27 protein-coding genes are annotated in these 23,556 nt (G+C 33.4%); 12 read left to right on the plus strand and 15 right to left on the minus strand.

Annotation, left to right across the window (positions count from 1 at the left end; genetic code table 11):
• The 3 genes from HGP29_RS07550 to folB are packed head-to-tail and all read left to right on the plus strand — an operon-like array spanning position 1 to position 1,271.
• Positions 1-222, plus strand: coding sequence for a hypothetical protein (locus HGP29_RS07550; protein WP_168881761.1), 222 nt, complete (start codon positions 1-3; stop codon positions 220-222).
• Positions 223-260: 38 nt separating this feature from the next.
• Positions 261-914: a DivIVA domain-containing protein gene (locus HGP29_RS07555; protein ID WP_168881762.1), complete on the plus strand. Its 654-nt coding sequence runs from the start codon at positions 261-263 to the stop codon at positions 912-914.
• On the plus strand, positions 915-1,271 hold the full coding sequence (gene folB, locus HGP29_RS07560; RefSeq protein ID WP_168881763.1) for a dihydroneopterin aldolase: 357 nt from the start codon (positions 915-917) through the stop codon (positions 1,269-1,271).
• Here folB and HGP29_RS07565 read toward each other — a convergent pair.
• Entirely contained in the window at positions 1,258-2,163 is a 906-nt protein-coding gene (locus tag HGP29_RS07565) for a MerR family transcriptional regulator (protein ID WP_168881764.1), read from the minus strand. The two genes, folB and HGP29_RS07565, sit on opposite strands and share 14 nt — an antisense overlap.
• A 63-nt stretch (positions 2,164-2,226) precedes the next feature.
• Here HGP29_RS07565 and HGP29_RS07570 point away from each other — a divergent pair, with 63 nt between their 5' ends.
• Positions 2,227-3,030: an alpha/beta fold hydrolase gene (locus HGP29_RS07570; protein WP_168881765.1), complete on the plus strand. Its 804-nt coding sequence runs from the start codon at positions 2,227-2,229 to the stop codon at positions 3,028-3,030.
• Positions 3,031-3,080: 50 nt separating this feature from the next.
• Here HGP29_RS07570 and HGP29_RS07575 read toward each other — a convergent pair whose 3' ends face one another.
• The 5 genes from HGP29_RS07575 to HGP29_RS07595 all read right to left on the minus strand — a co-directional run bounded on the left by HGP29_RS07575 (position 3,081) and on the right by HGP29_RS07595 (position 7,229).
• Positions 3,081-3,623 (minus strand): hypothetical protein, encoded by a 543-nt coding sequence (locus tag HGP29_RS07575; protein ID WP_168881766.1) that lies wholly within the window; start codon positions 3,621-3,623, stop codon positions 3,081-3,083.
• 13 nt (positions 3,624-3,636) lie between these two features.
• The gene (gene nadC, locus HGP29_RS07580; RefSeq protein WP_168881767.1) at positions 3,637-4,494 is read right to left on the minus strand and encodes a carboxylating nicotinate-nucleotide diphosphorylase; all 858 of its coding nucleotides are present in this window, start codon (positions 4,492-4,494) and stop codon (positions 3,637-3,639) included.
• A 495-nt stretch (positions 4,495-4,989) separates the two neighbouring features.
• Entirely contained in the window at positions 4,990-6,180 is a 1,191-nt protein-coding gene (locus HGP29_RS07585; RefSeq protein WP_211093225.1) for a sensor histidine kinase, read from the minus strand.
• A 4-nt stretch (positions 6,181-6,184) separates the two neighbouring features.
• The gene (locus HGP29_RS07590) at positions 6,185-6,718 is read right to left on the minus strand and encodes a hypothetical protein (RefSeq protein WP_168881768.1); all 534 of its coding nucleotides are present in this window, start codon (positions 6,716-6,718) and stop codon (positions 6,185-6,187) included.
• Between the two features lie 127 nt (positions 6,719-6,845).
• Complete coding sequence (locus HGP29_RS07595) at positions 6,846-7,229, minus strand: hotdog fold thioesterase (RefSeq protein ID WP_235958273.1); 384 nt, start codon at positions 7,227-7,229, stop codon at positions 6,846-6,848.
• A gap of 179 nt (positions 7,230-7,408) precedes the next feature.
• Between HGP29_RS07595 and HGP29_RS07600 the strand changes: the two genes are divergently transcribed.
• Positions 7,409-8,071: a histidine phosphatase family protein gene (locus tag HGP29_RS07600; protein WP_168881770.1), complete on the plus strand. Its 663-nt coding sequence runs from the start codon at positions 7,409-7,411 to the stop codon at positions 8,069-8,071.
• Here HGP29_RS07600 and HGP29_RS07605 read toward each other — a convergent pair.
• The 3 genes from HGP29_RS07605 to HGP29_RS07615 all read right to left on the minus strand — a co-directional run bounded on the left by HGP29_RS07605 (position 8,061) and on the right by HGP29_RS07615 (position 10,818).
• Complete coding sequence (locus HGP29_RS07605; protein ID WP_168881771.1) at positions 8,061-8,729, minus strand: HAD family hydrolase; 669 nt, start codon at positions 8,727-8,729, stop codon at positions 8,061-8,063. The two genes, HGP29_RS07600 and HGP29_RS07605, sit on opposite strands and share 11 nt — an antisense overlap.
• Positions 8,729-9,913, minus strand: coding sequence for an MFS transporter (locus HGP29_RS07610; RefSeq protein ID WP_168881772.1), 1,185 nt, complete (start codon positions 9,911-9,913; stop codon positions 8,729-8,731). The genes HGP29_RS07605 and HGP29_RS07610 overlap by 1 nt, the downstream gene beginning before the upstream one ends.
• 116 nt (positions 9,914-10,029) lie before the next feature.
• Positions 10,030-10,818, minus strand: coding sequence for a S1/P1 nuclease (locus HGP29_RS07615; protein ID WP_235958274.1), 789 nt, complete (start codon positions 10,816-10,818; stop codon positions 10,030-10,032).
• Positions 10,819-10,990: 172 nt separating this feature from the next.
• On the opposite strand from HGP29_RS07615, the gene HGP29_RS07620 reads away from it, so the two are divergent.
• Positions 10,991-11,590 (plus strand): outer membrane beta-barrel protein, encoded by a 600-nt coding sequence (locus HGP29_RS07620; protein ID WP_168881773.1) that lies wholly within the window; start codon positions 10,991-10,993, stop codon positions 11,588-11,590.
• A gap of 62 nt (positions 11,591-11,652) precedes the next feature.
• Here the strand turns inward: HGP29_RS07620 and porG are convergent, their stop codons facing one another.
• From porG to HGP29_RS07635, 3 genes are all read right to left on the minus strand, one after another.
• Entirely contained in the window at positions 11,653-12,357 is a 705-nt protein-coding gene (gene porG, locus HGP29_RS07625) for a type IX secretion system protein PorG (protein ID WP_168881774.1), read from the minus strand.
• Between the two features lie 83 nt (positions 12,358-12,440).
• A complete protein-coding gene (locus tag HGP29_RS07630; protein WP_168881775.1) occupies positions 12,441-13,211 on the minus strand; it encodes a DUF6089 family protein in 771 nt (256 codons plus the stop codon).
• 221 nt (positions 13,212-13,432) lie between these two features.
• Positions 13,433-14,341, minus strand: coding sequence for an SDR family oxidoreductase (locus HGP29_RS07635; RefSeq protein WP_168881776.1), 909 nt, complete (start codon positions 14,339-14,341; stop codon positions 13,433-13,435).
• A 136-nt stretch (positions 14,342-14,477) separates the two neighbouring features.
• Here HGP29_RS07635 and HGP29_RS07640 point away from each other — a divergent pair, with 136 nt between their 5' ends.
• The gene (locus HGP29_RS07640) at positions 14,478-14,768 is read left to right on the plus strand and encodes an ATP-dependent Clp protease adaptor ClpS (protein WP_168881777.1); all 291 of its coding nucleotides are present in this window, start codon (positions 14,478-14,480) and stop codon (positions 14,766-14,768) included.
• Between the two features lie 25 nt (positions 14,769-14,793).
• Positions 14,794-15,399, plus strand: coding sequence for a recombination mediator RecR (gene recR / locus HGP29_RS07645; RefSeq protein ID WP_168881778.1), 606 nt, complete (start codon positions 14,794-14,796; stop codon positions 15,397-15,399).
• A 56-nt stretch (positions 15,400-15,455) separates the two neighbouring features.
• Here recR and tatC read toward each other — a convergent pair whose 3' ends face one another.
• A complete protein-coding gene (gene tatC, locus HGP29_RS07650) occupies positions 15,456-16,289 on the minus strand; it encodes a twin-arginine translocase subunit TatC (RefSeq protein ID WP_168881779.1) in 834 nt (277 codons plus the stop codon).
• 226 nt (positions 16,290-16,515) lie between these two features.
• On the opposite strand from tatC, the gene HGP29_RS07655 reads away from it, so the two are divergent.
• The gene (locus HGP29_RS07655; protein ID WP_211093226.1) at positions 16,516-17,874 is read left to right on the plus strand and encodes an N-acetylmuramoyl-L-alanine amidase family protein; all 1,359 of its coding nucleotides are present in this window, start codon (positions 16,516-16,518) and stop codon (positions 17,872-17,874) included.
• Here the strand turns inward: HGP29_RS07655 and HGP29_RS07660 are convergent.
• Both HGP29_RS07660 and HGP29_RS07665 read right to left on the minus strand, forming a co-directional pair.
• On the minus strand, positions 17,871-18,377 hold the full coding sequence (locus HGP29_RS07660) for a YciE/YciF ferroxidase family protein (RefSeq protein WP_168881781.1): 507 nt from the start codon (positions 18,375-18,377) through the stop codon (positions 17,871-17,873). The genes HGP29_RS07655 and HGP29_RS07660 overlap by 4 nt on opposite strands.
• 278 nt (positions 18,378-18,655) lie before the next feature.
• Positions 18,656-19,270 carry a DUF4251 domain-containing protein gene (locus HGP29_RS07665; RefSeq protein ID WP_168881782.1) on the minus strand — a complete coding sequence of 205 codons (615 nt, stop codon included), beginning with the start codon at positions 19,268-19,270 and terminating at the stop codon, positions 18,656-18,658.
• Positions 19,271-19,399: 129 nt separating this feature from the next.
• On the opposite strand from HGP29_RS07665, the gene HGP29_RS07670 reads away from it, so the two are divergent.
• The 3 genes from HGP29_RS07670 (at position 19,400) to asnB (ending at position 23,358) form a co-directional block, all read left to right on the plus strand.
• Positions 19,400-19,906, plus strand: a complete 507-nt coding sequence (locus HGP29_RS07670) for a metallophosphoesterase family protein (RefSeq protein WP_168881783.1) — start codon at positions 19,400-19,402, stop codon at positions 19,904-19,906.
• A gap of 276 nt (positions 19,907-20,182) precedes the next feature.
• Positions 20,183-21,349, plus strand: coding sequence for a chromate efflux transporter (chrA, locus tag HGP29_RS07675; RefSeq protein WP_235958275.1), 1,167 nt, complete (start codon positions 20,183-20,185; stop codon positions 21,347-21,349).
• Positions 21,350-21,468: 119 nt separating this feature from the next.
• Positions 21,469-23,358 (plus strand): asparagine synthase (glutamine-hydrolyzing), encoded by a 1,890-nt coding sequence (gene asnB / locus HGP29_RS07680; protein ID WP_168881784.1) that lies wholly within the window; start codon positions 21,469-21,471, stop codon positions 23,356-23,358.
• The last annotated feature ends 198 nt before the right edge of the window (positions 23,359-23,556 follow it).

Here is a 23,556-nt window from a genome sequence, read left to right on the forward strand (position 1 = left end):
ATGAAACCAAAAGAAATATATTTAAAGCTTTTATCTGAAAAAGGTAATTCTAAAAACTTTGCCCAATACAATAAACTTTCTGACTACCAGAAAAAGTGTCTGTACAATTCTAATTACTGGAGAATCCAAACAGGAAACGAAGCAATTGCAGTTCCAGAATCAGATACTTCTTATTGGGAAGATCTGGAGAAAAATTTGGAGAAATGTAATGAAGACAGTTAAATTACAGGTACTTTCTATTACTACTAGACAATAAAACCATGAGTATTGAACCAAATGATCTAATAAATCAAAGCTTCAAAAAGAAAATTTTCGGTGGCTACGACGCTAAAGATGTAACACGCATGTTACATACTGTTGCAAAAGAAATCGAAGGTTTAAGAGAACAAAACGATAGACTATTGATGGACCTGGATGATCACAAAAAACGTCTAGGGCAGTTTGAAAAACTTGAGGAGAAAATGATAGACTCTATCAACTCTGCAGAAGTAGCTAAGAAAAAGGCACTAAGAGATGTGGAAAAACATGCAGATACTATCATTAAAACTGCACAACAAAGAGCTGATTTTATACTAAAAGAGGCAGAAGAAAGAGCAGATCATGCGATGAATGAAGTCCAAAAACGTTATAGAAGCGAAATGGATAAACTTCGTAAAGACACAACTATAATGAAAAGAGATTATCAGGCGATCGATAATTATTCTGATAAACTATTAAATGCACTTAGCGACATGGCTGAAAAGACTTTATCTGAAGCTCGTAGATTACAAGCTATTAAAGATATGGCTCACAACAACCAAGCAGCGGTGAAAATTCAGAAAGAGCGTACAAAAACAATGTTAGAAAAAGTGATAGTAGATGAGTCTACTGAAACAAGCTTTTTCGAAGATTTGAATTTAGCAAAGCAATCATAGATGAAACATACTATTGCTCTAGAAGGATTAGAGTTTTTTGCATATCATGGCTTCTTTAAAGAAGAAAGAAAAATAGGCAACAAATATGGGGTTGATATCTTCGTAGATACTGACTTTAAAAAAGCAGCCCAAGAGGATGATCTTGATGGAACTATTAACTATATGGATCTATATGAGATTATTAAGAAGCATATGAGCATTTCTACAAAACTATTAGAAAACATTGCTCAGAATGTTGTAGATGATGTGTATGAAAAGTGGAGTAGCAACGTATTTAAAGTAGTAGTAAAAATTAAAAAATTTAACCCTCCTATCGGAGGTGTGTGCACAGCGTCTGTGATTACTATCGAACAGTAACTCCTACTTCACTGATACTTTCAAGTAATTCTCTAAAGTATTGTAGTGAAGGAAGTACTTCCATATTATCTTTCATTTTGTAGTCATTGCCTACAATTTGTCTACCTGTAAGAAGTATTTTCGATTCGGGGAATGTATCACCTAAGTCATCAATATATTTTTGCATATCACCGATTTGTGCAATTGAAGTAGATACAGTTAACAAGAAATCAGCCTTTTTACTGTCGTACACTTGTTTTAACTCAACCATTGGAAGAGATTGACCAAGATAAATCACTTTGAAACCTCTTGCCCTAATCATGTAGGCAGCAAATAAAAGTGATATTTCATGCAACTCTCCATCTGGTAGAAAAAGCATAAATTCCGATTTCTGAGGATCAGGATCGACTACTTGTGCATCAATTGCGACTATTATTTTTTGACGTATCAGGTGTGATATGAAATGTTCTTGAGCGGGGGACACTGAACCTGTTAACCATAATACACCAACTCTATGCATAAAAGGCATGATAATGTGTATCATACTTTCTTCAAATCCTCTTTTAAGAATATTGCTCGCAATAATCTTTTCGAAATGAGATTCATTGAACTCAAGCATAGCCATTGTTAAAGCACTGATCTGATCAAAATAGTTGTCATTAACATCAACAACCTTCAATACTTCCTCATGAATTTCTGCTTCGGTGAGTTTTGCGATCTTTGAAATTTTGAATCCGTTATTATTAAGTAATGACACATTCAACATCAATTTTAAATCGTCATCATTGTAATATCTAATGTTTGTTTCTGATCGTTTCGGGGTTATAATTTTGTATCTTTGTTCCCATATTCTGATAGTATGAGCTTTCACTCCTGTTAAATGTTCTAAGTCTTTTATTGAATAGTTACTCATATTATTATATTACTAAAAATTGATAACCTCTAAACAACTAGAATCGATCAATTGTTTTATTTATTGAAAAATATTCAAACAAATTTTCAAGGATTCCGTGTAATGGGCACAGGTCCAAGACTATTAATTTGTTTTCATGGGTATGGTCAAACAGTAGATGTTTTTTCCCCTCTTTCTAAGATGCAAGATAAGTACACTCTGTTATCTATTGCTCTACCCTATCATAGTGATAACTATGCTTTGGATAGAAAGCTTAGTGTCAATTACCCGTTAGGGATCTATCATTTCATTTTATATTTCGCTAAGAAACATCAATTCAACAGCTGGGAAATTTGTGGCTATTCAATTGGAGCTAGATTAGCACAATTCTGTTATACACAAAATCCCAAAAAGTGTGATGCCTTATATTTAGTGGCTCCAGATGGAGTTGGTCAAAATTACTTTTTCTCTACTGTAACACATCGTTTGTTTAATCCTTTATTTAAGAAAGTGATGAAACGAAGCGACTTATTAATTAAAAGTATTCAACTCATCCGTAAAACTAGAGTAATTTCAGCATCCTTGTCATCATTTGCCCAACAAAATATAGGATCAAAAGAACAATCACAGAAAGTAGCAAATACATGGATTGCTCTTAGAAAAGCTAAAATTTCTAATTCAAAATTATTGTACTACCTCGAAGAATACAATACCCCCTACTTTCTGGTTAGAGGGAAATTTGATAAAATCATAACAGCAAAAAAGCTAAGAGGATTCACAAAAAAAGCACCTGTATATAGGGTGATAGCCTTACCTGCTAATCATGTATCTGTCCTCACTTCATTCTTTCAGTGGTTTAAAGAAAAACGCCTAAAAAATGAAGACTAAAAAAACCGTCACTTCTTACAAATGACGGTTCTCTTATATATTCTTTTTTATTAAGCCTCAGTACTTGTAGCTGCTACAAATCCTTTACGCTCTAATAATTTCATCATAAACTTCTCTTGTCCATTATTAAAAATAGAGAATGGAAGGTATAATGGCATTCCTAACTTTGAAGCAAAGAATTTTTGAATCTTTGATGCCTCAATATTGTCGTTACCTAAAATTAATACAAAAGCATCTTTTTCAACTTTTACGCTTTTTACCATTTCCCATTTTAATGGCATTCCTTCTTTTGCATTTTTCTTCATCATGATAAATCTACTATCGATTTCATATGATAATTTCTCGAAAAACACTTTAGATTGTTCCATTTGTGTAGCTCCCATAAATTGAGCCCACCAGAATAAAACATATAATACAGATAGAAAAATTGCTCCTCCAATTAACCACCAACGACCTGGCTCCCAAGCTGCACCTGCAATTGCGATAGCACCAGGAATTAACCAGAACCACCATAATTCTTTCATTACACCCATTAAACCTAGTTTAACATATGTGTTGGCTTCCAGTTGATACTTCTTTGTTTTGATTGTCATTTTTTTGTAATTCTTATTTCACAGCTTTTAAGCTGATATCTTTACTTAAACTTGAGTGTGTTAATGCTCCAAGAGAGATAAAATCTACTCCCGTTTTTGCGACATCGAGCACAACATCTTCAGTAATACCTCCAGATGCTTCTGTTTGACACTGACCGTTAACCATATTTACTGCTTTCGACATAGTTTCCAAATCCATGTTGTCTAACATGATAACATCAACATTTGCAGAAATTGCTTCTTGAACTTCTTGTAGATTTCTTGTTTCTACTTCAATTCTCAAATCTTTATTTTTTTCTGCTAAATATTCTTTTGTACCACTAACGGCTTTTTCAATGCTACCTGCATAATCAATATGATTATCTTTTAGCATGACCATATCGTATAATCCAAACCTATGATTTTGTCCTCCACCGATATGAACTGCCCACTTCTCCATTAGACGGAAGTTTGGTGTAGTTTTACGTGTATCTAAAATCTTAGTATTCGTTTCTTTGATTAAATTAACGACTCTATTGGTATGAGTTGCGATACCACTCATTCTTTGAGCACAGTTTAAAGCAAGGCGTTCTCCCATTAAAATGGCCTGAGCATTACCTTTAATTTTCATCACGATATCTCCATATTTCAAGGTATCGCCTTCTTCTACAAAAGTCTCGATCTCCATGTTGGGATCGATCGATAAAAAAATACGTTTAGCGACCTCGATTCCTGCGATCACTCCTTCATCTTTGAAAATCATTTGAGCAGATTCTACAGCATCTTTTGGTACTGCAGATAATGTTGAATGATCTCCATCTCCGATATCTTCCTTCAATCCACTCTGAATGAAGGCGTCGATTGCCTGTTCTGTTAAGTATTTTGGTTTCACGGACACAAAAGTAATGAATTGAATTAATTGTTCAGTAACTATCAGGTGAGTTAAAACAAAAAATATCTTCAATTCATGTTTGTTAATACCGACAAAATTGTCGAACAATAAAAAAAGCCATGCAATGCATCGCTTTCAAAGTAAAAAGGGTCGGTTGGAATTTCTCCTTTTATAACAGGTTTAGGCTTCCCTCATTATGTCGACCTTCCACTGTTAACATTCAAAAGAATGACTTTACAAAGTAAAGTTGAGGCCTGCTCTTCAAAACTCGGTACACCTTATATTAGTTCACGTTGAAAAATCCAATATGTGACCGACCCATCACAAATGTCATAAAATTGTTGATGAATTACAATTATTGATTCAAGAAATATTCACACTAAATGTGTTAAAAAAACACGTCTACTCTATTAAAATAAGTAATTCGTTATATATAATTACCGTATTGCATTAGTCGTATTTCTCTGCCTTAACTTGGAACAATTCAAGTCTCTTCTAGACAACTATAGGCATCATAATTCGGAAAGTTGTTCCTTCTCCAGGTATTGACTCCAAAATAAATATTTTTCCTCCATGATATTCTTCTACAATCCTTTTTACCAGTGTCAATCCTAAGCCCCAACCACGTTTTTTGGTGGTAAACCCAGGGGAGAATACTTTCTTAATTTTATTTTTAGGGATTCCTTTACCCGAATCTTTTACATCGATAACCGCTGTATTCTTATGCTGAGTAAGTGACATTTTAATGTCAATACTTCCTACCCCGTTCATGGCATCTACAGCATTTCTACATAAATTCTCTATTACCCATTCAAATAATGGTCTACTGATATTTATTTGCACTTGGCTATCAATATCGTATTCGACAGACATTTTCACCTTATTCGAAATCCTTTTCGACATATAGTCGACTGCACCTCTTACAGAAGGCTCAAGGTTTTTAGGTTTTAATACGGGTTCAGATCCAATATTAGAGAACCTCGCCGTAATCATTTCTAATCTATGAACATCCTTTTCCAGTTCTTCAATAATACTATGGTCAAAATCATCATCAGTTTTGAAGTATTCTATCCAAGCTACTAAAGAAGAAATCGGTGTACCTAGTTGGTGAGCTGTTTCTTTGGCTAACCCTGCCCATACTTGGTTTTGTTCTGCTCTACGAGAGGTTGAGAAGACCAAGTAAGCAGCAATGGCTAGAATTCCGAAAAGTGATATTTGAACCAAAGGAGCATACCTAAGGTTTTTTACCAAATGGGAATCTGCATAATAAATGTATTGCTCCTCACCATTTGAAAAATCTATCTTGATGGGTTTGTAATCTTTTTCCATCTCAATGATTTGTTTTCGAAGAAAGGCCAACTGCTCTTCTTGCGAAAACCGCTTGGGTATCTCAATATTTTTCGAGCTAATAGGATTTTGATGCTCGTCTGCGAGAATCACAGGAATCAGATCATTGCCTTTTATTACTTCCATCAATAGGAAAGTAACATCTGCATTGTCTTGACCTGACATCGTAGCCATTTTAGCTTGTACTTTGGCAAAGAAATCTATTTGATCGTACTCTCTTTGTCTTAGTTCTCCGACCAATAATTCAGTATAAATTATTGAGATGACACCAATAACAAGTCCTGTTACGACTACTAAAACTTTTAATGTTGTTCGGTTGGAATATATTCTAGCTTTCAATGTGTTAATTTTGAAGAATAGCAGATTGTATAACTACTCCATTTTTAGGATAATATTCAAGGTATTTTTCCGAAGTTGTTTCATAGTTTTTTAAAATATATGAATCAATTTCTTCAATTACATTATTAGGGTTAGGAGTAAATAACTCTCCTAAATTAATTTCAGAGTACACTTCTTTATATGGACCTTGTTGGTAATTTACAAAAGACTTTTTAATCTCTTCATCAGTTCCTTTATCAATTACACCAACCAAAGCATTTCCCTTTTTTTCATCTTTTGGGTGACTAAAAAACAAAACTGCTAATTCACCCTTTAGCTTCCCTTCTTCTTTTTCTTGAATGATTGAATCGTATAAATGAATAAATTTTTTAGAGTTTAAGTCCCCGTTATATTCAATTCCAATGATTGTCCATCCCTCCGACTTCTGTTCTTTTACCACTACATCTGCAAATACTCCTGATAAGATTGCTACAATACCAAAACTGATAAATCCTAAAAGAATAAATAACCATTTCTGGTTTCCAAACCCTGTAGACATACTATTGATTAGTTAAAAAATTTAATTGAATTATTTAATGGAGATTATAATTTCTCGATATGGTTCCAAATTCTTACTTTAATGTGATAAAAAAAATCACATGATCACAAAAAAATGCTACCTAATTTTACTTTTTCTTAGTGATTATAGCCACTGTCATTCGAGAAATACAAACTAAATCTCTTTGTTCATCATATATTTTAATCTCCCATACATGAGATTTTTTTCCCATATGAATAGGTGTCGCCTCACCAACAACTTCTCCTTCTTTTGCACTTTTTATATGATTGGCATTGATTTCCTGTCCTACAGGAACTTGTGTTTCCGAATCAATATGGGCTAAAGCTCCTACACTTCCAAGGGTTTCAGCTAACACTACAGACGCTCCTCCATGCAACAAACCCATAGGTTGTTTCGTTCTATTATCAACAGGCATTTTGGCACTAATAAATCCATCTTTTACTTCTAAAAATTCTATTCCAACATGTCCAAGCATATTGTTTCTGAGCATATTAAGGGATTTTATTGTAAATTTGTGATTAAACATACATGCTTCAATTAAATTTATATACTAAACAAGAAGTTTTTACGTAAAATTATAGTGTGGACTTCTTGTCTGCAATTTTACAATTGTTTCACCTTTAAATCATTACAAAAGGATGATTTTATTAAAGATTAAAAAGAAAAGTTATGGCTACAAAACACATTTACATAATCAGGCATGGCGAGACTGATTTCAACAAAAAAGGATACGTTCAAGGAAACAGTATCGACTCTAACTTAAATGATTTAGGTAAAGAGCAGGCGAATGCATTTTTCGAAAAATATAAACATATCTCGTTTGATAAGATATATACTTCTTCATTAAAAAGAACACATCAAAGTGCTCTTCCATTTATCAATACCGGTATACCATTTGAAAGCCACGCAGGTTTGAATGAAATTAGCTGGGGAGAAAAAGAAGGAAGACCTCTAACAGATCAAGACAATTTAAATCATGCAAAATTACTTTCTGAATGGAATAATGGTAATTATGATTATAAATTAGATGATGCAGAATCACCAAACGAAGTTGCAGATCGCCAAAATAAAACAATGCAACACATTCTTTCCAATACTGATGAAAAGAATGTATTGATTGTCACTCATGGTAGAGCCATGAAAATATTAGTATCATTACTAATGAAAGAGCCATTAAAAAACATGGATCAGTATGAACACTCTAACTTGGCATTGTATCATTTAGCATACAATAACGGTAAGTTCAGAATAATTCAAGGTAACGATACTAGACATTTAGCACATATCACTAAAAAAGAGCATGCACTTAAAAATAATATTATTAACCATTGATCTTTTTGATCAGAGGAGGTAAATCGGACATGTTTTGAATAACATGTTTTACACCAACATCATTCAAAACTTGTTCGTGACCCTCCAAAATATGAGATGCTCCAGTAAATCCAATTACATACATGCCTGCATCCACAGCAGCCTTTGCTCCACTTTTACTATCTTCGATTACAATTATTTCTTTAGGGTCTATCCCTATTTTTTTTGCTGCAAAAAGATATATATCTGGTGCTGGCTTGGGGTTTTCAACATCTTCAACCCCTGAAAAAACTCGATCTTCAAACTCGTTTCTTAAGCCCACTAAATCAACTGCATGATTAATCTGTGCTTTGAAGCCATTCGAAATAATTGCTTTGGGAAGCTCTATTTCTTCAAAAGCTTTTTTCGCTCCTTCAATTGCTTTTTCTTGAGTTTTTGCAGCCTCCATATAAAGTGACGTAATTTCATCTAAGTAATTATCACTTAATACAAGTCCATGCTCTTTAGATAAGTTTGTCATAATACCACTAAAGGTCTTGCCCGAGCAAGTTCTCAGATAGGTATCAAGGTCAATCTCAACGCCAAAATCATTGATATATTTAACCATTACATTGGCCGCAATAATCTCACTATCGATAATTACTCCATCACAATCGGAGAAAAAATAGCTAAACTTCATTATTTATCTTTTATTGATTTTTCATTTAATGGTGCCATTACAACATATAAAAAGGCAAACATACAGGCTACAGCAGAAGCTATAAATGACCAACCTATTTGCTCTTCTATATTATTATAAATTTCAGCTGAAAGGAATGCACCTACACCAATACCTATTTCTAAAGCGATATACATGGTTGCAATAGCTCTACCTCTATGCAAAGGATCACTACGATCTATTGTCCACGCATAAACCGTCGGTGAGTTCGTTCCTATACCCAATCCAAGTAATATGGCTGCTGCAAATAATTCTGTTGCAGAAGAAGCTACTCCAATCCAACTTAATGCAAATACCAGTAAGATTGTAGAAAACTTAAGTACGGGTACCCTTCCATATTTATCAGATAGCCTTCCTGCGAAAACTCTAACTAACATAGATGCTCCAGTAAAAAACATAAAAAAGGTCCCTTTATTTTCAATACCTAATTGTTTTGAAAGGTCTGGAATCAATGTTAGAATCACTCCATAAGAAGTGGTACATAAGAGCATTACAATGGCAGGTGGCAAGGCATTTTTATCGATCACCTCATTTCTTCGAATAATAAAGTGATCCAATTTTAATCGCTCTGGATTCTCTAAGGTTTCTTTCATTCCAAATAAAATTAGAATAGAAACTAATGATATTGCTGAGGAAGCATAAAACATCATATCCAAGCTTGTTTCCATTGCTAACCAACTACCAATAATAGGCCCTAACCCTATACCTGTTGACGAACAAAAACCTAGAATTCCTAAAGCTTCTCCTCTTCTATCAAAAGGTACTATATCTGCTAAATATGCCGATGTCCCCGTTGGTTTAAACCCTGTAGAGAATCCATGTAAAAAACGGATTAATAAAAATGCAAACGCTGATCCTACAAATGGATAAAACAATGTACAGACACAACTAACTAATACACCAAAAACCATTACAGGTACTCTACCAACTCTATCTGTCAGTTTACCACTAAAAGGTCTTGATAGCCCTGCCGTTACTGTAAATAATGAAATGATTAAACCCTTGTATTCTTCTCCTCCCAATGAGGTTAGATAATCCGGAAGTTCAGGGATTATCATATTGAAGCTTGTAAAAAATAATAGGGAACTAGTGCAAAGTAACCAGAATTGTAATGTGTAGATATTCTGAACTGTTTGTTTTTCCATAGTGGCACAAATCTCTACAAATTAATTGAGATATTAGCACAAATAATTTTAAACACTAATAAAAAAAGAGGTAAACATTGCTGCTTACCTCTTCCGATAAAGGATATATTTCTTATTTAGCCAAGTACTTTATTAAGTATACCTGCTAATCGAATTCCACCTTTCATTATTCTCTCTTCTACAGTTTTATAGTGATCGTACATATATCTGTATCCTAATTTTCCATCACCTACTTCAGCATAAAACTTTGTACATAATGCATGGGACTCATTCATCATATCAATTGTTGTTGCTTTTTGTAGCTCTTCAACTTGTTCTGGAGTAGCATGATCTGCAAATCTTGCAATCTCTGTAAAACTCAATTCTTTTGAGGTAATCATTTCTGAATCCCATACTCTATGAATATTAGAAGGCTTTCCAAACCAAGTTACCTTTACTCTATTTCCTCCTAAGTCACTTTTATGACCTACATGAAAGGGTTGATGAAGGTCTCCAACTAAATGAGTGAGCACTTTAATTGCTCTAGCTTTTTGTGTTTTAGTAGAATTTTCATTTTCTAAAATGGCTACCATATCATCAATTGCTTTAATGATATCACCTTTAGGGTTTCTTTCAACATCTTCAAATTTCTCCCCTTCATCGATATTGAAATAGTGCCATGGAGACATAAATGCATATTTTTTATCGGACTTAATATCGTCCATCCAAGTACTTACCATTGGTAAATATGCAGAGTCACCTAATATTTCTTGTAAAGCTTTTTTTGCCTTTTTATTTAAGTGATTATTTGCAATTTCAGCTACTGCTCTATGCCCATTTTGTCCCCAAGCAAATACTTTCATATCTGTTGTTAACATCATTAAAAAAGCAAAGAATAGGGTTAATGTAGATTTAATACGGAACATTTTAAATTGATTGGTTAAATTTTTGTTCTTAAAACGGACACAAGATAAAGGGTAGTAATAGGCCATCAAAAAAAACCTAGAATTATTCAATTAATCTTTGTAAAATTGACATATAGTTACAACTATTTGTCTTAGTATAGATTATTACTCTATCAATTTATTATTAAAAATCATGAAAAAAATTCTAGCAATTATTTGCGGATTACTCTTAATCGGCGCGACAGCCAATGCACAATCAGGTCTTATTAGCCTTGGTGTTAAAGGTGGTATTGGTGCATCTAACTACGACTTAAGCAACGCTGCTGGTGTTTCTACAGAAGGAACAGCATCATGGCATGTTGGTGGTATGTTCAGAACAAACATTCCTGTATTACCAATTTATGCTCAGGTAGAAGCACTATACTCAAGAGTTGGTGGTAAAATCTCTATCGCTGGTGGTGTTGAGCAAGACACTTACATCAATAGATTTGATGTGCCAATCGTAGCAGGTTTAAAATTTGGTTTATTAGGAATTAGCGGTAGAGTTTTCGGTGGTGCTGTAGCTCAAGCTAACTTATCGGACAACTTTAGTGACATCTCAAGCGACATCAAAACTGAAAGCTTCGTTTGGGGATGGCAAGCAGGTATCGGTGCAGATATCAGAAAATTAACTGTAGACGTTAAGTATGAAGCAGGTTCAGATTTAATTACTGAACAAACTGGTGCTCCTTCTATCAAGTCAACACAATGGATTGTTTCATTAGGTTGGTTCTTTGGTGGTGGAGACGACTAAAAACCCACAAAGTATTACAATAAAAAAGACCTTCTTGAGATCTATTTCAAGAAGGTCTTTTTTTATCTTGGTGTATCTGGACAATTTACATTGAGTATGTTATAACTGAGTGTAAAGCCAAGGAAGTAATAATTATCTCTCCAGGATGGGTAGACAGTTTGTTCTCCAACTGGAGCATCTGGTCCTCCTCGATAGATTGTATCAGTATTATCTGTCCATAACGGTTTTGTGATACTAAACTCCATCCCGAAGTCCCAATAAGTTGATATTCTCTTTTTAAAACCAATACCTAAAGGTAGTGTAATAGCCCAAGGCAATTCAGCTCCACTGTAAGTTGTTTCAATAACTGGGAATACCCCACCTCCTAATTCCATAAAGAAATAAGGAGTAAAATTATCTTTCTTTCTTTTATCCTGTCTGAAATCTAAAAAGTTGTATTCAAAACCTGTAGCAACATTAATCATCACATTCTGAAATGATGCTTGTCTACCTTGATGTATAGGTTTATCGAAATGTATATCACTCCCTGCATTCCAAGAAACATTCAAGTCTGTTCTCCACTGCAGAAAGTTATTCATATTATACTTTCCAAATGCTTTTACTCCTACTCTATAATCTGCGGGATGAGGTACCGGAGAAACGTCTCCAGAGTATCCTGTTGCACCAACCGCACCTCCAACAACCCAATATTGAGCATTTGATACATTATTAAAACCAAGAAGAAGTAAAAAAGTTGATAGTAATAATTTAAAAAAGCTTCTTTTCATACTTAATCATTTAAAGTTTAAATGTACAAAAAAGCCCGTACAGATAACATCTGAACGGACTTTTGTGTTGAATTTTTTTAGGTTTAACGGAATTTAGGCATCTTAATCGTACCTCCCATGATGTAACTTAGATTCACACCTAATGTCATAAAAACGTCATTAAGTTCCTCAAAAGTACTACCGTTAATACTGTTATCAATTCCGTCTAATTTATCACTTCCAGAATAGTTAAACGCTGCCTCAACACCAATATCCATGTGTGTTGATAATTTATATCTTATACCAAGAGATACAGGAATTACATAAGTAACAAAAGATTCTTTTTGTGTTCCAGAAAGTATCTCTCCTTGATAATTAGGGTCAGGGTTTTGTTTCACTGTAGACGTACCGAACAAAGCACCAACACCTAAACCAATATATGGAATCGGAATTTTTGGTCTTCTATAGTATACACCTGCATTGGGAAACAAATCAATAAGTCCTTGTAGGTTTAACTGGGCGGCATAAGAGTTAAACTCTAAGCCTCTATTTTCATTTCTTCCAGCATCTTTATCACTACCGGCAAAAAAGTTATTACCTAGTGATGCTCTTGCTGTAATTCTCGGTGCATATCTCTTTTGAACAAAACCGCCAAAATTGGCTCTAGTGTTACTCCAATCGATACTACCTTTACTTGGTGTTGGTGATAGGTCTCCCATAAAACTGGTTGTCGTAATCATACCACCATAACTCCAATACCTTTTCTTAGCTGTAAATCTCGCTCTACCTTTTACACCTTGTGCTGAAACTTCAGACATGGCGAAAAATAAAATTGCGAAGAACAATACAACTTTATAACAGTTCTTGATATTCATTTTAGAACAGATAAACTTTTATTCTAAATCCTTATTTCAAGGACGCTTAATCAGACTAAACAGTAATTATATTATTCACCGTTTATATTATAACACACGTTTTGTGCCAAAAAAATTCTCTTTTACCCAAAAAAACTATTGATGATGAAGAAAATAAAAGCCAAATGAATGCACATAATAGTGCAAATATATTATTTCAGTAGTTATTTTTTTCTTAAATGTCACACTTTATTTTCTAATACTTTCGACATCCCTTCGTCAAAGCCTATTGGTTCATAGCCTAATACTTCAATTGCTTTACTAATGTCAAAACCGGTTTTCAGAGGACGTCGTCCATGCTCTTTAAACACACTTGCATTAACAGGTTCAATTAAATTATCGTCTAAATTTAAGAAACTTGCCACTTTTAAAGAAATATCAAAGGGAGTTAATTTATCTTTCCCTGAAATATGAAAAATCCCCCCTACTTTTTTTTCATAAGAAAGTATACAGCCTTCCGCTAAATCATCTACAAATGTAGGAGTTCTCAATTGGTCTTCCACTACTTTTATTGGTTCTTTTGCTTCTAACTTCCCCTTAACCCATAGCATAATATTAGAACGACTCATGTCTTTTACTTGACCATAAACTAAACATGTACGAATGATTGTTTTAATGATCGAAGAGGTATCCTCTAATATTAATTGTTCGGCTTTTAATTTAGTTTCACCATAAAAATTGGGTGGATTACAATCATCCTCTTCACTGTAAGGGCCTTTATCTCCTTCAAAAACAAAATCTGTAGAAAGGAAAATAAATTGTTTTACATTGTTATCGCGGGAAGCATTTAATAATAATTCGGTTGCCTTTGTATTTACTTGTATTGCTAGCTCTGGGTTGTCTTCACAATCTTCAACTCTAGACATAGCAGCTCCATGAATTATCACATCGGGTTTCACTTCACGAATAAGATTATCAATCTGTACTTTATCAACCAAGTCTACATTGTGATATTTATAACCTTTTTCATTAAATCTATCTTTTCCTCTTCCGGTTGCAAATACCTCTATATTTCCCCTTAATTTTAGTAATTTCAGTAAGGATTGACCAAGTAAACCATTTGATCCTGTGATAAGTACTCTATTTTCCATATATTGTAAATTAAATTTTTATCATTTTGTACTATTAACGCAAACTATACAATTATTATAATTGTTATGGTATGTGTAATTAGAAATTTATGATGATGATTTGTAAATTTGCAACTTCAAATCTTATTACTTTCTTATGGTAAAATTTGCAACTCAAAGTGATACTGAAGTTCAAGAGTTAGAAGAGGTAGAAACTGACTCAGAATTTAACCGCGAACTTGTGGTCTTTAATGATGATGTGAATACTTTTGATCATGTTATTGATGCATTGATTCAAATTTGTAAACACACTACACACCAAGCAGAACAATGTACGTGGATTATTCACTATAATGGGAAATGTGCTGTTAAAAACGGTACTTTCGACGAACTTGCTCCTATGCGTAGATCTATGTCTGATCGTGGCATATCTGCCGAAATTCTTTAATTATCTCATATAAATTGCATCCATTGTGTTAAACCTTCCTTCTAAATCGTTAGAACAAGCGGTAGAAAATTTGTCTAAACTTCCGGGTATAGGTAAAAAAACTGCTCTAAGATTGGCATTACACATTTTAAAAGAGGATGAATTATATGCTAAAGATTTAGCTACATCAATTGCAAGCTTAAAGCTTAATGTAAAGTTCTGTAAGAAATGTCACAACATCTCTGATCATGAAATTTGTGGAATTTGTAGCAATCCCTCTAGGGATATCCATACCTTGTGTGTTGTTGAAAATATGTCTGATGTCCTCGCAATAGAATCAACCGGTGCTTACAAAGGTTTATACCATGTATTAAATGGTGTAATATCTCCATTACAAGGAATCACACCCGCTGACTTAACTATTGAACACCTCATTGAACGAGTACATAATGAAGACATTAATGAAGTTATTTTTGCATTAAACGCAAGTTTAGATGGAGATACCACCGCCTTTTTTATTCGTCAGCAATTAGAACCTATTACTATCTTGAAAATGAGTAACATCGCAAGAGGTATTCCAGTAGGTGGAGCATTAGAATTTGCTGATGAGCTTACCTTAGGTAGGTCGATCTCCGAAAGAACAAACCTATAAAGTAAAAAGCCGAACACTTTTAATATCGTGTTCGGCTTTTTATTTATTTCTAATTTCTAGATTTTTCTTAAAGCTTTCTTTGCGGCCTTCTCTTTTCTTTTCAGCACTCTTGCACTAATATGAATACTAATTTCATACAATAACATTATTGGACCTGCAATTAATATCTGTGTGATAGGATCTGGAGGAGTGATGATAGCTGAAATAATAAGAATGATCACAATTGCATGTCTCCTATAATCCTTCATACTCTCTGGTGTTACCAAATCTGATTTTGATAACACAAAAACCACCATTGGTAATTGAAACATTACTCCACTTGATAGAACGATCATAGATAATGTGGAAATGTAAGAGGATATATCAAATTCATTTAAGACCGTTTCATCAATTTGATAATTCGAAAGGAAATTAATAGCTAATGGCGATACAATATAATATCCAAACAAAATCCCTACGATAAACAGGAAGCTTACAAAGAAAGTCGCTCCTGTAGTAGCACTCTGTTCATTATCATATAATGCTGGCTTTACAAATCGCCAAACCTCCCAGAAAGTGTAAGGGAAAGCGAAAATTAATCCAATCACTACCGAAGACATTATATGCATAGCAAACTGCCCGGTCATTGTCCTACTCTGAATCGTAAATGGCAGACTCTGAATACATAAAGCATCAGTGTTCATATAATGCGACAATTCACATAACCATTGATAAGTAGGAAAATCTAATCGAGACGGTCCTAATATAATTACATTAAATACAAATGATTTTGAAAGAAAGGCAATTACTGAAAAGATGAAAATTGACCCTACCCCTCTCATAATATGCCATCTTAGTTCTTCTAAATGATCTAAGAACGACATTTCTTGTTCTTCTTTATTTTCTGCCATTTGTTTGTTTATTTCAACTTTTGTGAAACGATGCAAAGGTCGTTAATTTGAGGCAATTCGCATAATTTTACTAAATATCTATATTAGAATACTTGTAAATAAGAGAGTATTCTTTCTAATTTCGTAATTTCAATATTGAGAGACTCAACATAAGATATTAATACATTCATATTTCTCATTGAAAATAGAAATGAATGTAGAGCACATCATTTAAATTATGATTTTTTTGAGACCGTTTATCAACTCATACTTTATATTACCATTTGTCATCATCCTGACAACAATCACTTCTTTTGCACAAAGTGAGAAATACAAAGAACATTCTTTTAAAAGAAAAGTAGTGATTGTACTTGACCCCGGACATGGTGGTGAGGATGTTGGAAAACCCAAAAGCCGTCAGAGTACACACCTAAAGAACGAAGCTGACCTAAACTTAGATATCGCATTCCGACTTGGAGGATATTTAGAAGAAAGGGTCAAAAATGTTGAAGTCCTATACACTAGAAAAACGGACCGCACAGTAACTTTAGATGAAAGAGTTGACTATGCAAATAGTGTTAATGCAGATTACTTTATCAGTATCCATTGTAACTCACTCCACAATAAAAGCTATCATGGTACTCAAGTACATATCCAAAGCAAGAAATTCCCTACCTCCTATGGATTAGCTAAATCATTTGATTATCAATTTAAAAGAGCAGGTAGAACGAGTAGAGGTATAAAAGATCAAAACGATAGAGGCCATAATTTGCAGGTTATTCAGTACACTGAAATGCCTGGCGTCTTAATCGAATGTGGTTTTATGAGCAACCCTAAGGAAGAATTATTCCTTAACTCTGGAAAAGGACAAACATACATTGCATCAGCTTTATATAGAGCAATTAGAGACTTTGAAAACTCACCACACAAACCAGCTCCAGATAAGAGATATCCTTATTACAGAGTTCAAATAGGAACTACAACGAATAAAAAAGAGATTACCTATAAAAAGTATAAACGTCTAAATATGAAAATTGACCCATTAAAAGAAAATGGGAAATATAGTTTATTGGTAGGTAGAGAATATGAAAAAAGGTATACAACCAAACTACTTGATGAAGTAAAAAAGAAAGGTTTTAAAGATGCTTATGTGAGAACATTTAATGCTCCAACTTCAAAACCACAGACCAAAACTACTCCTCCTCCCAAAAAAGTAGAAGTAGTTGAGCAAGCTACCCCAGTTGTTGTTGCTGCCAGCGACTCTACAACAACTATACTGGCAAAAAAAACAGATTCATTGAGAGTAGTCAACGACTCGTTGGTATTTTATAGAATTCAGATTATGTCTTCCGATAGAAAATTGGACCTTAACAAAAGGGAATTCACTCAATTAGAAGAAGCAGTCTATCTATTCTATGATGACGACGACACTTCTAAAAATCCATATAAATATCAAGTTTTAGTGGGTAAGTATTATGTTAAGTCTCAGGCAGAAAAAGTAAAAGAGAAGGTAAGAAAAAAAGGATTCCCTGATGCCTTTATCGTTACTGTTCCAGAAAGTGAGGCAAGAGAATCCTTAGATCAATATATTCCGAAGAATAACTAAACAATAGATAATTCTTCAATTTCTTTATCGATTAGTGATGTTATTGTTTCATCTAACAAAAGGTCTAAGTCTTGTTCATTTCTTAGCATAACATCTAAAATATCCATAATAGCATCATCATGAACTTGATGTGCGTATGAGGATATAATTTGATAACCTACAACATCGTTGGAATGTAATTGTTTGATTGTTGATAAAATGGCCATATCTGAAACATTTTCGTTGGTTGCTCTATCAATCACTTTATTCATTTCTTTGATCAATCCTAGGCTACACTCACAAATATCTCCTACTTGGTTTTCTCCGATTTGAGCAAAAAGCTGGTCTAAAAATTCTAAATGTTTTTGGGCACTGTTTTCACATGTTTCAATCACTCTTCTTAAAGTAATCGAATGTACTTTATCCTTGAGCTGGTGGTACACTTCTAGTTGTTGAGTTTCTGCATCATAGCGATCTTTCATTTGATGTATGAAAAGACCTCTTAAGTCTTCTAATGGTCTCATAACATTTTCATTTAAGGGTATAAAAATTTACATAACTCGCCTATTTACAATTCATTATAAATATACAAGTGTATTTTATACAAGTCAAATTCATCAATATCTAGAACACTACCAATGACGACAATCATGTAAAAAAACTCTAGTTATCATACTTTCTCAAGGTCAGAATGAAGAAATTTGCTGTAGAAATATGAAAAGAGAAAAGTAACTATATATAAAGAGCGACCTCAAAGAAGTCGCTCTTTTATTTTACATCATCTACTACACATAATTTAAACTTAAAACAATTTCATGCCTTCGTAAACTGTAGAATGGTTTGTTGGCTTAACAACACCTCTAAAGTTTAACTCAATATTTTCTGTTTGGGCTCTGACTTTAACATTAGCATAATTACCAGCTCCATCGACACTGAATTGCATATTTGCTAACATAAGTGGTCCCATAACGTTGAATTTTACTGTCTTTCTACCGTTTTTTTCTTCAATGACTTGATAATCTGAAATTTTACCTTCCATGGTAATACCTCCTACTCCATTCAACCCTACAACACCATCGAAGCCTAATTGGAAAACGGCAACATCACCTGATACTTTTACAAAGTTGATATTACTAGAAACATTTTCTGTATGACCATATCTATCATACACCTGAGTAGCTTCTAATACAAAAGCTTGACTATCTATTCCTGACACGGCTTGTTCATGTAAGATTCTTTCATAGATTTCAGCCTGTCTTTTCTTTTCTTCTTTAGCTTTCTGTCTTGCTAATTTTTTTTGAACTCTAATTTCTTTCTTTGAGAGTGTTTTATTTATATCGAGAGTATCTTGTGCAGTTACTGCTAATGAAAAGAATAAAGTAAAAACTGCCACGAAGATTTTGATTATATTTTTCATAGTAATTCAATTTTTGCGAGCTTGCTAAAAAACAAACTCTAGGTTATTACTTTATTTCGAATACAATTAACTGAACGTTCGAATAGTCTTTAGAGTTGGCAATATTTACATTTATTATTAATCGATTGAATGATACAAGTAGGAATAATATCTGATACACATAGTTATATTGATGACCGCATTATTGAACATCTAAAAGATTGTGATGAGATATGGCATGCAGGTGATATAGGTACTGAAGAAGTGATGAGTGCATTAAAAGCAATTGCACCAGTAAGAGCTGTTTATGGGAATATTGATAATGGAAAACTTCGAATGGAGTATCCTGAGGAACAAATATTCACACTGGAAGGTTTAAAAATCTATATGATACATATTGGAGGATACCCACCTCGATATACCACAAAGTTAAAAAAGAGATTAAACGAAGTTAATCCTAATATTTTTATCTGTGGGCATTCACACATTCTCAAGGTTATACCAGATCAAAAAAGAAATTTACTTCATATTAATCCTGGAGCAGCAGGGAGGCATGGGTTCCATCATCAAAGAACAATTATTAAAATGGTATTGGATGATGGAAAACCCAAAGACCTAAAAGTTGTTGAGCTAGGTAAAAGAGCTTCAATTGATTAATGTTATTTAATAAAGCAATGACAATAATCAACAAAAACTAAATCTACATCATCAAGTCATGTGTGCATTTTACGCTTAATTTGTACTTGAAAGTTATGAGATGAGATAATGCTAGCAAACTGAACGAATTTTGAAATAAAATTATCAGTTTCTAAAAGCGTGACACAGACAGGCATAGAACGGGAAAAGTGTTCTATGCCTGTTTTTTTATATCGTATATTTCTTCAGTGATTTTTTTCAAATGTCCAACACTACTTTATTCTCTTTACCCTAATTTTGCATTACAAACTAATTAACGATAATTCATTAACGATCATGAATCAATTAAATAAACTCAGTGAAGTTGCTGCTGTTATGTTTAAACTTGGCTGTTTTGCATTTGGAGGCCCTGCTGCTCACATTGCCATGTTAGAAGAAGAAATTGTTGAAAAAAGAAAGTGGATTACCCAAGAACATTTTTTAGATTTAATAGGTGCAACCAATCTTATTCCTGGTCCTAATTCTACTGAAATGGTAATGCATGCTGGCCATGAAAGAGCTGGTATTTTAGGGCTAATTGTTGCTGGCTTATGTTTTATTTTCCCTGCAGTAGTAATTACTGGTTTTCTAGGTTTTTTGTATGTCGAATATGGACAAACTCCTAATATCGCTCCATTTATACTAGGCATTAAACCAGCTGTGCTTTCCGTAATTATTGCTGCAATATTCAAACTAGGCAAGAAAGCAATCAAGACAAAAGAATTAGGGTTCATAGGAGCAATCACATTAATATTAAGTTTACTCGGTGTGGATGAAATTATTTCTTTGTTGGGAACAGGGTTATTAGGCATCATCTATTTCTCATTCAAAGAAAAGAAGAAGATAAAACAATCATTTCAACCTTTATTACTTTCATCAATTTCACTTCCTACAATACAAACTATATCAGGTTCAACCATTTTCTTCAAGTTTTTAAAAGTAGGAACAGTTCTCTACGGAAGTGGGTATGTTCTTTTTGCTTATTTAGATGCCGAATTAGTACAACAAGGCTTCTTAAGTCAACAAGAATTAATGGATGCTATTGCAATGGGACAATTTACACCAGGTCCTGTTTTATCTACTGCTACTTTTATTGGGTATCAACTTGGAGGATTTCAGGGAGCTATTTTAGCAACCTTAGGCATTTTTACTCCTTCATTTATTTTAGTGATCGCCTTAAATCCGTTAATACCTAAATTAAGAAATAATAAAAAGGTAGGATATTTCTTGGACAGCGTAAATGTTGCTGCTGTTGCTTTAATGATTAGTGTATTACTTTCCATGTGTAAAGCATCATTGGTAGATTGGCAAAGTATAATTATAGCATGTCTCAGTTTATTTGTCACTTTCAAAGTAAAAAAAGCAAACGCAATGCATGTGATACTTGGTGGGGCTGTTTTAGGATATTTACTTCAGCTTATATAAAAAGATATAGAGAAGCACTTTTCCAAAAGAAGTGCTTTTTTTATTATCTAAATATAAATTATTGTAATTTCGAACTAACTAATTTTTTCAACTAAATACTCAATAGATTTTCATCGTTTATGTGTGGAATTACCGGACTGTATGCGTTTAATGAAATAGGTCGAATGCAAGCGATTCACCTTCACAAAGCCAATGAAAGCATTGCACATCGAGGACCAAATGCATCAGGGATATACAATAGTCATTTTGCACATTTAGGTCATAGAAGGTTATCCATTATCGATTTATCTGAAGGAGCAAATCAGCCAATGCACAGTACCTCAAAAAGGTATTCTATTGTATTCAATGGAGAAATCTATAATTACAAAAGCATTCGTCAAAAATTAGAATTAAAGGGCGTTCAGTTCACTACTACATCAGATACAGAAGTTCTATTAGAAGCATACATTCATTTTGGTGTAAAATGTTTGGATATGCTTCATGGATTTTTTGCATTCGCTATTTACGATAATGAAAACGACAGTTTACTAATTGCTAGAGACCGATTAGGTATAAAACCACTTTTATATGCTGTTGATGAAGATAAAGTAGTATTTGGCAGTGAAATGAATGCCTTACGTCAATTTGGAATAGAAAAAGAGATCGATCCTACATCTATCTATCAATTATTACAATTGACGTATATTCCTACTCCCGATTCTATTTACAAAGGGATTAAAAAGCTACCACAGGGGCATTATATCTTTATCAAGAATAAGAATGTTGAAATAAAACAATACTATTCGATAGAGGAAAAAATAACGACACCATTAAATATTTCATATGATGCTGCACAAAAAGAGTTGCTTCGTCTTATGGATCAATCAATACAAGAACGAATGGTGTCAGATGTTCCATTAGGTGCATTTTTAAGTGGTGGTATAGACTCCTCTGCAGTTGTTGCTTTAGCATCAAAATATACTGATCAGCTTCAAACTTTTTCGATAGGCTATAAAGATGAACCTCTTTTTGATGAGACATATTACGCAGAACTAGTTGCAAAAAAATACAAAACTCAACATACTGCCTTCAAATTAACTCAAGATGATTTCTATAATCACTTGTTTGGAATGTTGGATCATTATGGTGAACCTTTTGCTGATGCCTCCGCATTAGCCGTAAATATACTTTGTAGAGAAACGAAGAAAAACGTTACAGTTGCATTGTCTGGTGATGGTGCCGACGAGATGTTTGCCGGGTACAATAAACATTTAGGAGAATGGAAATCTCGACAAGGAGGAACACTAGCGACTGTAATATCTTCACTTTTACCTATTCTAAAACAACTTCCAAATAGTAGGAATTCAGTTTTAGGAAATAAAGTAAGACAAGCTATAAAATTTGGTGATGGACTTAAGTTATCACCCCAAGAAAGGTATTGGTTTCAATGCTGCTGGAGAGATACTCCTACTACAAACTCAATCCTTTCTGATACTTTTCTAAATTCTGTAGATCAAGAAGCCTTTTTATCTAGAAAAAATACTATTACACAATCAATCACAGGAGATGGAATTAATGATGTTTTATTAGCCGATATCCAAGGACTACTTGTCAACGATATGTTACATAAAGTAGACTCTATGTCTATGTATCATAGCCTTGAAGTAAGAGTTCCTTTCTTAGATCACAATGTCGTTGAATTTGCGATGAAGTTACCAGCTGAATACAAAATCAACGGACAAATGAAAAAGCGAATATTACAAGACTCCTTCAGGGATTTATTACCTGAAGAACTTTATAAAAGGCCTAAACATGGCTTTGAAGTACCTTTAATGAAAGGTTATAAAACTGCCTTGAGATCTTGGGTGAATGAAATGTTGGATGATGATTTTGTGAGGGAGCAGAACATTTTTAATCCAATTTACGTTCAACAATTAAAGAATATGATTTTCAATTCAAGTAATTATGACCAAAACCAAGTTTGGAGTATTTTAGTATTGCAACATTGGTGGAAAAAATATAATCCATAGCATTCAATGCAATTATTTTATCTTTTTATCGAAAAAATTACTTTTTTTTGATTAATATAATGATATTAATGGTCAAGCGTACTTTGTTATTCTAACAATTACCCGTTAAACAAGTGTACACTTAATCAAAAGCATATACAAAGTATCTAGTTAGAGCCTAATATTTTGATCGCTTTTAGCTCTAAATGTTTAATTTTT

The sequence above is a fragment of the Flammeovirga agarivorans genome, from assembly GCF_012641475.1.
Taxonomy (GTDB): Bacteria; Bacteroidota; Bacteroidia; order Cytophagales; family Flammeovirgaceae; genus Flammeovirga; species Flammeovirga agarivorans.

What these genes read in the sequence shown, in the direction of transcription:
- HGP29_RS07605 (WP_168881771.1), bottom strand. Translation starts at nt 8,729, where the DNA reads ATGAAGTTTAGCTATTTTTTCTCCGATTGTGATGGAGTAATTATCGAT.
- HGP29_RS07665 (WP_168881782.1), bottom strand. Translation starts at nt 19,270, where the DNA reads ATGAAAAATATAATCAAAATCTTCGTGGCAGTTTTTACTTTATTCTTT.
- HGP29_RS07630 (WP_168881775.1), bottom strand. Translation starts at nt 13,211, where the DNA reads ATGAATATCAAGAACTGTTATAAAGTTGTATTGTTCTTCGCAATTTTA.
- HGP29_RS07670 (WP_168881783.1), top strand. Translation starts at nt 19,400, where the DNA reads ATGATACAAGTAGGAATAATATCTGATACACATAGTTATATTGATGAC.
- HGP29_RS07555 (WP_168881762.1), top strand. Translation starts at nt 261, where the DNA reads ATGAGTATTGAACCAAATGATCTAATAAATCAAAGCTTCAAAAAGAAA.
- tatC (WP_168881779.1), bottom strand. Translation starts at nt 16,289, where the DNA reads ATGGCAGAAAATAAAGAAGAACAAGAAATGTCGTTCTTAGATCATTTA.
- asnB (WP_168881784.1), top strand. Translation starts at nt 21,469, where the DNA reads ATGTGTGGAATTACCGGACTGTATGCGTTTAATGAAATAGGTCGAATG.
- HGP29_RS07660 (WP_168881781.1), bottom strand. Translation starts at nt 18,377, where the DNA reads ATGAGACCATTAGAAGACTTAAGAGGTCTTTTCATACATCAAATGAAA.
- HGP29_RS07595 (WP_235958273.1), bottom strand. Translation starts at nt 7,229, where the DNA reads ATGCTCAGAAACAATATGCTTGGACATGTTGGAATAGAATTTTTAGAA.
- HGP29_RS07575 (WP_168881766.1), bottom strand. Translation starts at nt 3,623, where the DNA reads ATGACAATCAAAACAAAGAAGTATCAACTGGAAGCCAACACATATGTT.
- folB (WP_168881763.1), top strand. Translation starts at nt 915, where the DNA reads ATGAAACATACTATTGCTCTAGAAGGATTAGAGTTTTTTGCATATCAT.
- HGP29_RS07635 (WP_168881776.1), bottom strand. Translation starts at nt 14,341, where the DNA reads ATGGAAAATAGAGTACTTATCACAGGATCAAATGGTTTACTTGGTCAA.
- porG (WP_168881774.1), bottom strand. Translation starts at nt 12,357, where the DNA reads ATGAAAAGAAGCTTTTTTAAATTATTACTATCAACTTTTTTACTTCTT.
- HGP29_RS07565 (WP_168881764.1), bottom strand. Translation starts at nt 2,163, where the DNA reads ATGAGTAACTATTCAATAAAAGACTTAGAACATTTAACAGGAGTGAAA.
- HGP29_RS07590 (WP_168881768.1), bottom strand. Translation starts at nt 6,718, where the DNA reads ATGTCTACAGGGTTTGGAAACCAGAAATGGTTATTTATTCTTTTAGGA.
- HGP29_RS07610 (WP_168881772.1), bottom strand. Translation starts at nt 9,913, where the DNA reads ATGGAAAAACAAACAGTTCAGAATATCTACACATTACAATTCTGGTTA.
- HGP29_RS07600 (WP_168881770.1), top strand. Translation starts at nt 7,409, where the DNA reads ATGGCTACAAAACACATTTACATAATCAGGCATGGCGAGACTGATTTC.
- HGP29_RS07620 (WP_168881773.1), top strand. Translation starts at nt 10,991, where the DNA reads ATGAAAAAAATTCTAGCAATTATTTGCGGATTACTCTTAATCGGCGCG.
- HGP29_RS07615 (WP_235958274.1), bottom strand. Translation starts at nt 10,818, where the DNA reads ATGTTCCGTATTAAATCTACATTAACCCTATTCTTTGCTTTTTTAATG.
- HGP29_RS07640 (WP_168881777.1), top strand. Translation starts at nt 14,478, where the DNA reads ATGGTAAAATTTGCAACTCAAAGTGATACTGAAGTTCAAGAGTTAGAA.
- HGP29_RS07550 (WP_168881761.1), top strand. Translation starts at nt 1, where the DNA reads ATGAAACCAAAAGAAATATATTTAAAGCTTTTATCTGAAAAAGGTAAT.